General features: G+C 46.3%; 9 protein-coding genes and 1 pseudogene. 3 read left to right on the top strand and 7 right to left on the bottom strand.

All coding sequences use genetic code 11. The annotated features are described in order from the left end of the window. The 4 genes from mobA to HCZ42_RS21155 all read right to left on the bottom strand — a co-directional run. The coding region (gene mobA / locus HCZ42_RS21170) for a molybdenum cofactor guanylyltransferase MobA (RefSeq protein WP_167422657.1) at positions 1 to 463 on the bottom strand (463 nt) is incomplete at its 3' end. Continuing rightward, the gene (locus HCZ42_RS21165; protein ID WP_167422656.1) at positions 441 to 1,157 is read right to left on the bottom strand and encodes an energy-coupling factor ABC transporter ATP-binding protein; all 717 of its coding nucleotides are present in this window, start codon (positions 1,155 to 1,157) and stop codon (positions 441 to 443) included. The genes mobA and HCZ42_RS21165, both read right to left, overlap by 23 nt. A 7-nt stretch (positions 1,158 to 1,164) precedes the next feature. After that, positions 1,165 to 1,863 carry an ABC transporter permease gene (locus HCZ42_RS21160; protein ID WP_167422655.1) on the bottom strand — a complete coding sequence of 233 codons (699 nt, stop codon included), beginning with the start codon at positions 1,861 to 1,863 and terminating at the stop codon, positions 1,165 to 1,167. A 6-nt stretch (positions 1,864 to 1,869) separates the two neighbouring features. Continuing rightward, positions 1,870 to 2,688, bottom strand: coding sequence for a substrate-binding domain-containing protein (locus tag HCZ42_RS21155; RefSeq protein ID WP_167422654.1), 819 nt, complete (start codon positions 2,686 to 2,688; stop codon positions 1,870 to 1,872). Positions 2,689 to 2,945: 257 nt separating this feature from the next. Here HCZ42_RS21155 and HCZ42_RS21150 point away from each other — a divergent pair, with 257 nt between their 5' ends. Together HCZ42_RS21150 and HCZ42_RS21145 are read left to right on the top strand one after the other, a co-directional pair. Continuing rightward, complete coding sequence (locus HCZ42_RS21150) at positions 2,946 to 4,394, top strand: sigma-54-dependent transcriptional regulator (RefSeq protein WP_167422653.1); 1,449 nt, start codon at positions 2,946 to 2,948, stop codon at positions 4,392 to 4,394. Beyond that, positions 4,384 to 6,411: a sensor histidine kinase gene (locus tag HCZ42_RS21145; protein ID WP_167422652.1), complete on the top strand. Its 2,028-nt coding sequence runs from the start codon at positions 4,384 to 4,386 to the stop codon at positions 6,409 to 6,411. The genes HCZ42_RS21150 and HCZ42_RS21145 overlap by 11 nt, the downstream gene beginning before the upstream one ends. Positions 6,412 to 6,448: 37 nt before the next feature. Here the strand turns inward: HCZ42_RS21145 and HCZ42_RS21140 are convergent, their stop codons facing one another. Both HCZ42_RS21140 and HCZ42_RS21135 read right to left on the bottom strand, forming a co-directional pair. After that, on the bottom strand, positions 6,449 to 7,327 hold the full coding sequence (locus HCZ42_RS21140) for a mechanosensitive ion channel family protein (protein WP_167422651.1): 879 nt from the start codon (positions 7,325 to 7,327) through the stop codon (positions 6,449 to 6,451). 1 nt (position 7,328) lies between these two features. After that, positions 7,329 to 9,674, bottom strand: a complete 2,346-nt coding sequence (locus tag HCZ42_RS21135; RefSeq protein ID WP_167422650.1) for an AAA family ATPase — start codon at positions 9,672 to 9,674, stop codon at positions 7,329 to 7,331. Between the two features lie 225 nt (positions 9,675 to 9,899). Here HCZ42_RS21135 and HCZ42_RS21130 point away from each other — a divergent pair, with 225 nt between their 5' ends. After that, positions 9,900 to 11,492 (top strand): ABC-F family ATPase, encoded by a 1,593-nt coding sequence (locus HCZ42_RS21130; RefSeq protein ID WP_167422649.1) that lies wholly within the window; start codon positions 9,900 to 9,902, stop codon positions 11,490 to 11,492. A 67-nt stretch (positions 11,493 to 11,559) separates the two neighbouring features. Here the strand turns inward: HCZ42_RS21130 and HCZ42_RS21125 are convergent. After that, positions 11,560 to 11,664 (bottom strand): annotated as a pseudogene (locus HCZ42_RS21125) (sulfurtransferase FdhD); the annotation flags it as partial.

Genomic DNA, 11,664 nt, shown 5'->3' with positions numbered 1-11,664 from the left:
TGTCACCGCGCTCAAGAAATGCCGTCAGCTTGGGTAACACGCGCTTGTTATAGAGCGTGAAAACAGGCTGTTGATGATCACCGTCGTGCGCAACCAAAATGTCCGTTGATTCTGTCGCTTGAGAGCAAAAACGTTCGACAAGGTCGCTGTTGATCTGTGGACTGTCACAAGGTACGAAACCCACCCAATCGGTTGTCGCGTGAAGAAGTCCGGCGTGAATACCACCCATTGGCCCAGGGTAATCAGCGAATTGGTCAGAGAAGACTTGTCCGAATTGGGCGTATTCACTCTGGTTACGATTTGCGTTGATTAAAATATTGGGTGTTTGTGTAGAGAGGCGTTCAATAACATGTTGAATGAGCGGTTTGTTGTTGAGTTCAATCAGCCCCTTATCTTTTCCGCCCATACGGCTGGCTTGCCCGCCAGCCAAAATAACCCAACTAGTTTGCGTTGGAAGAAGCATAGTTGTTCTCTTGTTTTGCATCTGTAATAACCTGTAGCAGCGGAGACTCTATCAAAGTCGTGTCTTTTATCCACCATTGTTTACGGCACAGTTCGGTCAGTGCATTTTTTTGGTGGCTAGTGACGACAATACTTGAACCTCGGCTCAGCAGATCTTTTGCCATAACAACCAAACGCTCTATGGACTCTTGGTCGAGTGAGGCGCTCGATTCGTCCATCAATAAAATAGACGGCCTTAAGATCCACGCTCGCGCCATCGCGACACGCTGCTTTTCTCCACCCGACAGCACTGAAACATGCTCATCTGCCAAAGTTTCCAAGCCTACCATGCGTAGAGCAGTAATTACTTGAGCTCGCTTATCTTTCGGCGACTCTTTTTCATAGCGAATACCATACACGACGTTTTGGTAAACGGTACCGTCAAATAAATAAGGCGATTGGTGTAAATAGATGACGTCTTTTCTACCGGCGCGATTGAAAAATCGTTTTAACCAACTGTCGTCAGGGGCAAATACTTCGCCTGTCGTTGGCTTGATCAAACCAGACAGAATTTTGAGCAACGTAGTTTTGCCGACACCGTTGTCACCTTTAAGGTAAATGGCATCGTTAGGACCAATCGAAAGTTGGGGAATGTGGAACAACACTCGCTCCTTGTAGCGCATAGATAAGTGCTGTGCTTTGATTTGAATTGTCATACAGCTCCTATGTTCTCAAGTAGCCCTTACCACGCATGCTGGTAAGTAAAAAGTTTAGAACTAATGCTAGAGATAATAATACAATCCCTAATGCAACGCCTTGCGCAAATGCACCTTTATGGCTTTCCATCGCGATTGCAGTGGGGATATTTCGTGTTACCCCCATAATGTTACCACCCACCATCATTGAACAGCCGACTTCGGTAACAATACGTGAAAACGCTGCGATAGTGGCTGCCATAAGAGGAAATCTCGCTTCCCAAATCATCGTCGCGGCAATGCGCGGGATAGATACACCAAGCGTCACCGCGGTTTCAATCGCGCGGCGATCACTCGATTGCAGCGCGCCATGCATCATCGAAACCAGCACCGGGAACCCCACTAACATTTGGCCGACGATCATCGCTTTTTGGGTAAACAGCATTTCCCAGTTGCCAAGTGGACCAGCGCGGGATAGCAACATGTAAAGCAACAAGCCAATAACAACGGTCGGAACCGCTTGCAGGGTGTTAATCAGAGACAATAACAGCCACTTGCCACGAAAGCTTGCATGAGCAAGGGTAAACGACAGCAAAATCGCGGGTAAAAGCACCAACGAAATCGCGGTCAAAGAAACGCTAAAGGAGACCGCGACGATCTCCCATAGTTCTTTATCAAGGCTCACCAATAAAGTGAGCGCTTCAAGAGTGGTTTGCCAAAGGCTCATAAATGACTATTTCTCGTTAGCATTCGCCACGAATAACTGTTTACCGTTGAGTTTAAAGTCATTGATCAGTTGCTGACCTTTCGGGTTAACTAACCAGTCACTGAATACTTTTGCCCCTTGGTAGTTGATCGCAGGGTAACGCTCTGGATTGACCAAAATCACTTGGTAAGGGTTAAATAGGTTTTTGTCACCTTGGAATACGATTTTAAGGTCAAGTTTGTTGTTATATGCCAACCAAGTACCACGGTCAGTCATGGTGTAACCTTGCATTTCGTTCGCCATGTTAAGAGTCGGGCCCATACCTTGACCAACACTGCGGTAACCACCGAAGTTTGGTTCGATTTTAGTTTGTTGCCAAATGCCTTTCTCTTTCTTGTGCGTACCTGAGTCATCACCACGTGAAACGAAAGTCGCGTTCATGTCGGCTATTTTCTTAAATACTTCTGTGATGTCTTTTGACTCGGTCACTTTCGCAGGGTCTGCGTCTGGGCCAACGATAACAAAGTCGTTGTACATCAGTTTGCGCGGCATGACGCCGTAGCCTTTTTCAACGAAGTTAGCTTCTGCTTTTGGCGCGTGCGTCATCACCAAATCTACATCGCCGTTTTCACCCATTTTTAGCGATTTGCCCGTGCCTGCCGCGATAACATCCACTTTGTAGCCAGTGTCTTTTTCAAATGCTGGCAGCAAGTAATCGAGAAGACCTGAGTGATAAGTACTGGTCGTGGTTGCTAGACGGACGTGAGTGTTATCTTCTGCCGAAGATGCTGAGTAGCTAACGAGAGCCAAAGACGCTGTTGCAAGTGTAAATGTTATTGCTTTCATTTAATTATCATTCCATTTCTTGAGTGGTTTGCTCTAACAAGTCGATTCCAACACTCCGACTTATTTTTAATGTGTATAAATCCGAGAGCATATATAGCAATCTTAATGCCAATATTCTGTGACTAGTTTCAAACGGTATATCAATAAGTTACACGCTAAAAACTTGAAGTGAGACAAAATGTCGCATCTTTCTTTCACGCAATTGCATAATCCTTGGTACACTCTGTCTCATTGGTAATAATTTTTAATGAGTCATCATGTCCCCATCGTTTGATCCAAACAAAGTATCTCAATATCAAGCTTTTTCAGTTCTCGTCGTGGATGACGAGATTGGTATGCAGACGATACTGAACAAAGCACTGAGCAAATGGTTTTCTCGCGTCGATACCGCGGGGTGCATTGAAGACGCGGAATCACTTCGTGTCACTAACCACTATGACTTAATTATTCTCGATATCAACCTGCCAGGTCGCTCTGGTGTAGATTGGGAAGAGGCATTTACTGACGAAGATCGCAAAGCCGACGTTATTTTTATGACTGGCTATGCCGACCTTGAAACCGCTATCTCAGCGCTTAAGCTTGGTGCGTCAGACTTTATTCTTAAGCCGTTTAACCTAGAACAAATGTTACAAGCGGTTGAACGTTGCATGGACAAGCGACTTACCGCCCGTCACCAATACGCTTTGAAGCACGATTTTAAGCGTCATATCAAAACCGAGATTGTCGGCGGCTCTGAACGTACCAAACAGTTGAAACAGTTGATTACTCAGTTTGCACCATCAAGGGCTTCGGTGTTGATTGAAGGCGAGTCGGGCACTGGTAAGGAGTTGGTAGCGCGCGGCGTGCATGAGGCTAGTCAACGCAGTGGACCCTTTGTGCCAATCAACTGTGGTGCAATCGCGCCAGAATTGTTGGAAAGTGAGTTGTTTGGTCATACTTCTGGCGCGTTTACCGGTGCAAAGAAAAATCGTGAAGGTATGTTCCGCGTGGCCAATGGCGGCACTTTGTTCTTGGATGAAATCGGTGAGATGCCACTGCCGATGCAGTCTGCATTACTGCGTGTGCTGGAGCAAAGGACGATCCGCCCAGTGGGTAGTGAGCGTGAGGTCAGTGTGGATGTCCGAGTGGTGGCGGCGACCAACCGTAATTTGCAACAAGAAGTCGAGAAAGGTAATTTTCGCCGAGATCTTTTCTATCGTCTGAATGTGCTCAAGATTGATGTCGCACCGCTGAGAGAGCGTAAGACAGATCTGATCGAGTTGATTCCATTCTTTACGCGTATGCTGTCGTCAGAACTCGGGATGCCAGAACCGAAATGGGCGCATGAAGACGTGATTGCAATGAATGAATATGACTGGCCGGGCAACATCCGCGAACTTAAAAACTTGATTGAGCGCTGTATTTTGTTGGGTAAACCACCTGCGCATTATTGGCGCGAAATTAATGGCCAATCAGTGCAACCCAACGTCTCAGTCACGGTATCTAGCGGCTGCGAGATTCTGGATTTACCAGAAGGTCGAGACAGTAAACAAGGCTATCCGAATACCTGGTCTTTGAAAGACGTTGAAAAAGCGCACATCATGCAGTTGGTCGATTTCCATGATGGCAACAAATCTGCCGCAGCGCGAGAGTTGGGCGTGGCGCGCAAAACATTAGAGCGTAAATATAAGGAATGGGACGCAGAGGAGTCGGACTATGCCCAATAGCGGCACTTTACTGTCCAAATGGCACCATAGGTTTAAAACTATGGTGCGTTATCGTCTGATGATACTGACCTCTGCGCCAATCTTTCTCACCTTAGTCGCACTCATCGGGATTACCATCTATTGGTCGATTCATTACACGTGGCAAAGTGCGTTGCTGGATGTTTCTGAACGTTTAGGTGTCGCAGAAAATAGTATCGAGCTTATCCAAGAGAAGCAGGCTAACCATGTTAAGGCGTTTGCTGAATCGTACGACTTTGTTCAACGCATTAATCACCTTAGTCAGTATAAAGACTTTGAAACGTGGGTTGCTGAGCAGAAAAAGCGCTACAACCTTGATTTTTTGCGCTTTCATCGTGTTGATACCATCGCTGACAAGTTTCGTTATCTCGACCTCACACGTAAAGAGTCATTCTTTGATGTCCTCAGTCAACAAGAGTTGAGTGAACTGGGTGAGGACTTGGCGAAACGCGCACAAATCCCGATCCTAAATAGCCAAAAGATTGAAGGGCGTGGGTTGGTGAGTCGCACGGTCGTGACGATTTACAACCAACGGAACGATATTATCGGTTTCCTTGATGGCGGTCTGTTACTCAACAACAGCACGGTTTTGGTCGACCAAATTCGAGACCTGATTTACCCATCTAAAGAAGACAGTTTACGTCCAGTAGGCACTTTAACAGTATTTCTTGACGATTTACGTATCAGCACCAATGTACCTTTGGATAGCGATGGTCATGTAGGGCGCGCCATCGGTACACGTGTGTCGTCTGAAGTTAATCGCAAGGTATTGGTCGAAGGTAGAGAGTGGGTGAACCGTGCGTTTGTCTACGATGCTTGGTATATCACAGCTTATCAGCCGATGCATGACCAATACGATAATGTCATTGGTATGCTTTACACCGGGTATCTGTTGTGGCCGTTTTTGAAATCGTACATGACCAATATCGCTGAGATCTCGATTACCACGATTGCGTTGCTCTTAGTCTCTGGCTTTTTGGTCTATCGTGGCTCACGGGATTTGTTTAACCCAATTGAGCATATTCACCGCGTGGTGAAAATGATCCAGTTGGGTAAAGAAACAAGGATTGGGCCACTTGCGCTCGATGACGACCACGAGTTGGCGCAGTTAGCTAAGCAGTTCGACAATATGCTTGATCTACTTAGACAGCAAAAGAATGAGTTGGAACAAGCTGCTGTGGCGTTAGAAGTCAAAGTAGAAGAACGCACAGCCAGTTTACGCGAGAAGACAGAAGAACTGGAACTGCACATCCAATTGCTCAATCAAACCCGCGATAAGCTGGTGACGAATGAAAAGCTTGCCGCGCTGGGCGAGTTAACCGCTGGCATTGCCCACGAGATCAATAACCCAACCGCTGTGATCCTCGGTAACGTCGAACTTATCCAGTTTGAACTTGGCCAAGACTCTGAGCGGGTAAAAGAAGAAATTGAAGCCATTCATGCGCAAATTGACCGTATCCGTAATATCACACGCAGCTTACTGCAATACAGTCGTCAGGGCGGCGTGCAGGATGAAATTACTTGGCAGCACGTTAACCCAATTGTCGAAGAGAGCATTACGCTGGTCAAAACCGGCACCAAGAAACGTGAGGTCGAGTTTGACACCGACTTGCAGGCTAAGAGCTCAGTGGAAGTCAATCGACATCAACTGTTGCAAATCCTCGTTAACTTACAGATGAACGGCATCCACGCGATGCAAGGCCACGGTAAATTGACCATCTCTAGTGAAGATTGGATTGAGAATGGCGTGAATGTCGGTGCCATTATTCATGTTACTGATGAAGGCAGCGGGATTAAGCCTGAAAACCTCAAACGTATCTTCTCGCCGTTCTATACCACCAAGCGAGAGGGTACTGGACTTGGCTTGTCAGTCTCGCAAAGTATTCTTAGCCAAACAGGCGGTGAGCTTAAGGTCGAATCGGAATGGGGCAAAGGCAGTACTTTTAGTATTTATCTGCCTCAGCGAGCGGAAAGCGATTTGAAAATCACCAATCTTTAATCCGAAAAAAGCGGAGCTATTAGCTCCGCTTTTTCGTTTATCCAGCGTTTACCGCAATCTTCGGTGGGCGAATATTATGTTTTTTGAATTCCTTCATTACTCGCAAGGTAATGTCGGTCTCAAACAGCTTCTCGTACGCAGTATCAACAACATACGCCTTACAGGTAAGCTGAATTGCTAAGTAGTTATCAGTGATAGTTTGTTTGACTAATACGGTAACTGGTTTGGGTAAGTGAATGTAGCGACTTGAAGACGCCGCTTCTTGAATCAAATCGCGGGCTAGGGTGATGTCCTCATCCAAGCCGACATAGAAAGGAATCACTACCTGCATGTCTAGTGCGCCATAGTTACCACTGACGGTGACTTCATTAAGAAACTTGTTGTTTGGGATCGTAATGATGTCGTCGTTAAGTGTGCGCATTCGTACCGAACGTAAACCAATGGCAATAATGTCGCCGTAGTTCCCTTCGAACGTGACGCGGTCACCAACTTGGAACGGACGGTCAACCATGACGGTCATACCCGCGATAAACGAAGCGGCCAAATCTTTTAGCGCGAAACCGACCGACACCGCAAGCGTACCGCCGATCAGCGCTAGGATTTGGTCGTTGATACGAAAGCTCATCATAAACACCAAAATACCGGCACTCATGTAGATAAAAAACTGCATAAAGGATTGCAGCTTTTGCAGCAGCATGCGGTATTGGGCAAATTGCCCGCCAACGCTTTCGACCATCGAGTTAATAAACTTAAGCAATAACCAAGTTGCGGCAACAACGATCAATGAGAAAAACACGCCGCTCCAACGAATCAGGCTGGCGATTTGACTGATGTTCTCGACGCCTGCCACTTCTTCTGTCGCGAAAACGGGTGCAGAAAGAATCAGTCCGATAACAATAAATAGAATGCGTTTCATATTACTTCACCAATAGATGCTGACGGTCGAGAACGTTGGTTATATGTCGGAACCAATGGTCGGACACTCGTGCTTTATCTTCGAGCCACTCGATGTAACCGCGGCTTTCAAAATAGCGCAGCGTACCGGTCACTTCTGCAATACTCAGTTGGGTACAGTCCGATAACACTTCTGGAGAGGCGATTTCTAATTGAACGATAGAACGCAGCACCGCCAACATTGGCTTAGGCATTTTCTCCAACTCTTGAGACTCAGGTACGCGGAATAGGCGAATAAATACTTGCCCAGTGTCTTTGTCCTGATTGAGCGATAAACGGAAGAAACGCAGTGCGACTGTTGGGTTACCGTCAGCGTAATGCCACAAAATACGATAGAAGCCTTGCTTAGCGCGTTCCTCTTCCGTGACGTCTTCCTGATCCCATTGTTTTGGTACAACAAGACCTTCAAACGACACTTGTTTTTGGTCGGCTTGGTTGATGCGAGTATCCAACAGTTGGTGGATTTGTTTCTCTGTCCAGCGAGGCAAGAAAGTCACCAAATCAAACAACAAGCGTTCGCCGCGCGCACGGTCGACAAAACGCCAGCTTGCTTTCTCAATGGCGATGACTACGCGATGGTTTTTCTTCGAACGGCGAAGTAGGTTAGTTAGGCGGATCAGGTCTGCAAGACCACCGACCATAGGTTTTACCAAGCGTTGCGCGTTGTCTACCGCAATTAAGTAGGTGGTTTCACTCTTACGCAGATGAGCAAGGATTTGAATTTCAGTGGCGTCTTCTTCTAAACCTAAGCTGGCAGCAAAATGCGCCAGTAGCTCGCTGTACCCAGAATAAGGGCAACTAAGATAAATTGGTTCTGCGTTTTTCACTTTACTCAGCAAGCTAAGAAGTAATGTTGTTGTACCAACGCCACGCTCGCCTGAAACGACACAAATTGCTGGGCTGTCCGTCATCAAGTATTTCGACAGTTGCTTCACTTCGTCGTTGGCATAGTCGATCAAAGCGCTGTCATAACTGCCCGGAGAGACATAATCGAAAGCGTCGTTGCCTCTGATTCGCACCAGATTTGAGTGACCGTTGTTGCTGTCGGTTTGCTTAGCGACTTCAATGCGGAACAAATATGCTAACGCCTGACTAAAGAAGCTGTAGTTCGATAGCGCGGCAACGATGCGGTGCTTAAAGTTGTGTATAGTCAGCCAAACGATAGCAATCGCGGTGGCTGGAATGTTGAGTAAGAACGAATCTTTACGACGTACTGCCCAGTTAACCCATACTGGGCGATCAGATAGGTGCTCAGCCGTGTCGAATACTTTTTTACGCCACAAACTTAATACTGAGATAGTCACCAAAACAAACCACGCGTAGAGCGCGCTGTAAATCCAGTAGTAGATGGTTCCTTTACCCAGTGTACGCATTGAGATTTGTAATATTACCCCGGCAACAATCGCACTCCATACGTAACGACGAATGGTTTTCAGCCGTAGTGCGACCACATCAGGGCTCGAGCTGCGGCTGTTGCGGTAAGCGAACTCTAGGATAAAACTAATCGCAATCGAACCGCCTAAGATCCACCAAGTGAAGATCTCTAGGAAGATAAGGTGCTGCAAACTCGGGATCTCAGACAATACGCGAAGCGAGAGTGTGATGGCAATCAACCATGCAATCGCGCGATGTGCACGGCTTACGTACCAAATCAAACGAATCCACAGTGCTGGTTTGCTGTTGTTCTCGAGTTGGGTTTGTTTAAACAGAGTGATCAGTCGTTTGCTGTTGGTTAGCCACCAAACTAAGCCAAAGTAGATAAACAGCACTTTTAACCCCGCCCAGATCACTGGAATCGGTGAAATCAACACTTCACTTAATAAAGACTTGAAGCTACGCAGTTGGAAGTACACCAGATATTCCAGATTGAGCTGGGTATGCTGCCACTCTTGTTTGAATTGGGTAACACCATAAGGCCCAAATCCCGTGAGCTTGTCGTGAGTAACCGGGTCAGTTAGTGCCAGCAACTGTTCTTTACTGTGGCCTAAACTGGTTAAGGTGAGATAGCTAGATTCGGTTTCAAACCAAATCTCGTTCGTTGCGTTTTTGCTGTACGCCTCAAGGTGTTGTTTAAACAGATCGATTTGTTTACGTTGCTCATTGATCACCGCATCAAGCAAGTGGTCAACTTTGCGCTTGTCTTGCTCTGTCATAAACAAAGGTTCTGGGATTTGAGAAATTTCTTGTTCGATGTCGGCACTGACAGCATCGACTTGCGGTGTCGCCTTAAAGTCATACTGCCAATTCGCGACAGCTGGATAGACCGTAATTAGGCTCACCACGCATAAAAGGCGTAGGAAAAAACGCATAAAAATCTCTTATAACTTATCAAGTTAGAATTATCTTAGTTGGTTTAAAGTCGAAAGCGAGGAATTCGACAGCGATTTTAAGGCGCATGACTATATGCCTAAGCATGAGTCAAGTGTCATAAAGATGTCATTAATTACAGAGAACTCAAAGTTAAAACAAAACTTGAAGTTAGGAGCGGTTATAAGTAGTGTGGCGCCGTTTGTCACAATTTATAGGTAAAGACTTTGATTTCCACTAACAACATCACGCAGCAATTTGGTGCTAAGCCACTGTTTGAAAATATCTCGGTAAAGTTTGGTGAAGGTAACCGCTACGGCCTAATTGGTGCGAATGGATGTGGCAAATCTACCTTTATGAAGATCCTTAGTGGTGAGCTAGATCCAACTGGCGGTAACGTAAGCTACGACCCAAATGAGCGCGTTGCAAAGCTAAACCAGGATCAGTTCGCATACGAAGAATATACAGTAATTGATACTGTAATCATGGGTTACAAAGAGCTGTGGGAAGTTAAAAAAGAGCGTGACCGTATTTACTCTCTACCTGAAATGTCGGAAGACGAAGGTATGTTAGTGGCTGATCTTGAAGTTCAGTTTGCGGAAATGGACGGCTACATGGCAGATGCTAAAGCTGGTGAGTTATTGCTTGCTGTAGGTATCCCAGAAGAGCAACATTACGGTCTGATGAGCGAAATCGCTCCGGGTTGGAAGCTACGTGTTCTATTGGCTCAGGTTCTGTTTGCTGACCCACACATCATGCTGCTCGACGAACCAACCAACAACTTGGACATCGACACGATCCGTTGGTTGGAAGATACGCTAAACCAGCGTAACTGCACGATGATCATCATCTCGCACGACCGTCACTTCCTAAACTCTGTATGTACTCACATGGCAGACTTAGATTACGGTGAACTTCGTGTTTACCCAGGTAACTACGACGAGTACATGACAGCGGCCACTCAAGCGCGTGCGCGTCTTCTTGCTGACAACGCGAAGAAGAAAGCACAAATTGCTGAGCTACAAACGTTCGTTGCTCGTTTCTCGGCAAACGCATCGAAAGCAAAACAAGCGACGTCTCGTGCGAAGCAAATCGACAAGATCCAGCTTGAAGAAGTAAAAGCGTCCAGCCGTCAAAACCCATTCATCCGTTTTGAGCAATCAAAAGAGCTGTTCCGTAATGCACTTGAGATTGAAAACCTAAGCCAAGGTTTCGAAAACGACCTATTTACTAACTTCAACGCGATTTTTGAAGTGGGTGAGCGTGTTGCCATCATCGGTGAAAACGGTGTGGGTAAAACAACGCTACTGAATACGTTAGCAGGTGTTTTAGAACCGCGTACTGGTGAGTACAAATGGTCTGAAAACTCAAACATCGGTTACTACGCGCAAGATCACGCAGAAGATTTCGCTGAAGATATGAACCTCATGGACTGGATGGGTCAATGGCGTCAAGAAGGCGATGATGAGCAAGTGATCCGTAGCTTCTTGGGTCGTATGCTGTTCTCGCAAGATGACATCAAAAAGTCGGTAAAAGTGCTTTCTGGTGGTGAGCAAGGTCGTATGTTGCTTGGTAAGCTAATGATGCACAAACCAAACATGCTGCTAATGGATGAACCAACTAACCACATGGATATGGAATCGATCGAGTCGTTGAACTCAGCGTTAGAGCAATACAAGGGTACCTTGTTCTTCGTATCTCACGACCGCGTATTCGTTGACTCTCTGGCAACTCGTATCCTTGAGATTCGAGACGGTCAAATCCACGACTTTAAAGGCACTTATGCCGAGTTCCTTAAAGCGCGTGGCATCGAAGGTTAATTCCTTTTCCAAGAAAAAAGAGCCTCATTTGAGGCTCTTTTTGTATCTGCTAAATGCAAGATGCAGATTAATCGGCGAGATGACCTTTGACGTCAAACACCATTTTCTCTGCGCCAGTGAAGACTTGGAAACGTAGTCCCTTTGCTCGTGCGATGGTGGTAATGCCAAATTT

Source organism: Vibrio hepatarius (assembly GCF_011806575.1).
In the GTDB taxonomy this organism is placed as follows: domain Bacteria; phylum Pseudomonadota; class Gammaproteobacteria; order Enterobacterales; family Vibrionaceae; genus Vibrio; species Vibrio hepatarius_A.
This window is presented reverse-complemented; position numbering and strand designations above follow the sequence as displayed.

Coding starts and splice junctions, on each gene's coding strand:
- HCZ42_RS21165 (WP_167422656.1), bottom strand. CDS start 1,157: ATGACAATTCAAATCAAAGCACAGCACTTATCTATGCGCTACAAGGAG.
- HCZ42_RS21160 (WP_167422655.1), bottom strand. CDS start 1,863: ATGAGCCTTTGGCAAACCACTCTTGAAGCGCTCACTTTATTGGTGAGC.
- HCZ42_RS21155 (WP_167422654.1), bottom strand. CDS start 2,688: ATGAAAGCAATAACATTTACACTTGCAACAGCGTCTTTGGCTCTCGTT.
- HCZ42_RS21150 (WP_167422653.1), top strand. CDS start 2,946: ATGTCCCCATCGTTTGATCCAAACAAAGTATCTCAATATCAAGCTTTT.
- HCZ42_RS21145 (WP_167422652.1), top strand. CDS start 4,384: ATGCCCAATAGCGGCACTTTACTGTCCAAATGGCACCATAGGTTTAAA.
- HCZ42_RS21140 (WP_167422651.1), bottom strand. CDS start 7,327: ATGAAACGCATTCTATTTATTGTTATCGGACTGATTCTTTCTGCACCC.
- HCZ42_RS21135 (WP_167422650.1), bottom strand. CDS start 9,674: ATGCGTTTTTTCCTACGCCTTTTATGCGTGGTGAGCCTAATTACGGTC.